General features: G+C 67.3%; 1 protein-coding gene. It reads left to right on the top strand.

Annotation, left to right across the window (positions count from 1 at the left end; translation table 11 throughout):
• Positions 1-58 precede the first annotated feature (58 nt).
• Positions 59-838 (top strand): zinc ribbon domain-containing protein (locus ACY34I_RS40525; protein WP_462760851.1); only part of this gene is annotated, 780 nt, incomplete at its 3' end.

The raw sequence follows: 838 nt of genomic DNA, 5'->3' as shown, positions 1-838 counted from the left end.
TGCTCGGCAGATGCGCCAGCACTGGAAGCGTGGCCACAACCGCACACACGATCAGATCGTGGTGCGCGCCGACAACTACAACACCGCCGTCGACGCGCACGGCCGGTTATGGCTAGCGATCCCCGGCCTCGAACCCCGGCGGATGGTCCGAATCCCGCTGTCCACGACCGTCGCCCCGACCGGGACGCTGCGGCTGATCCTGCGCGGCGGCCGAGTCGAGATCCACTACCAGATCGACGCGGCGCAGATACGCTCATCACAGCGACCATGCGGCGAGGCGACGATCGGCGTGGACAAGGGCTACACCGAAGCCCTCACCGACTCCGACGGCCAGCCCCACGGTCAACAACTCGGCGACCTGCTGACCGCCGAGTCGGACCGATTGAAGGAACGCAACCGGCGCCGGGCGAAGCTCCGCTCCATAGCCAACACCGCCACCCTGCGTGGTGACCACGCGAAAGCCCACCGGATCAAGGCCAACAACCTCGGCACCGTGAAGCGGGACCGGCAGGCCGCCCGACACCGGGCGCGGGTGCGCACGGAGATCTTCACCGCCGTGCACGAGGTCGTCGACAAAGCCGGCACCGTCATCGCCGAAGACCTCACCAAACGGTTCACCAGCCGTAAGAAGCTACCCAAGAACATCAACCGGCGTCTCGCCGCGTGGACCAAAGGAGTCACCGCGGAGGCCCTGAAAAGCGTGTCGGAGCGTAGAGGTTCTGCGCACGTTCCCGTCAACGCCGCCTACACCTCACAAACCTGCCACCGCTGCGGCGCCTTCGGCCGACGCAGCGGGGACCGGTTTCACTGCACCCGGTGCGGGGTGGTGTGGCAGGCA

Source organism: Micromonospora sp. RTBAU3-60 (assembly GCF_054963695.1).
Note: the sequence above shows the minus strand (reverse complement) of the source record. Positions and strands in the feature narration are given on the sequence as shown.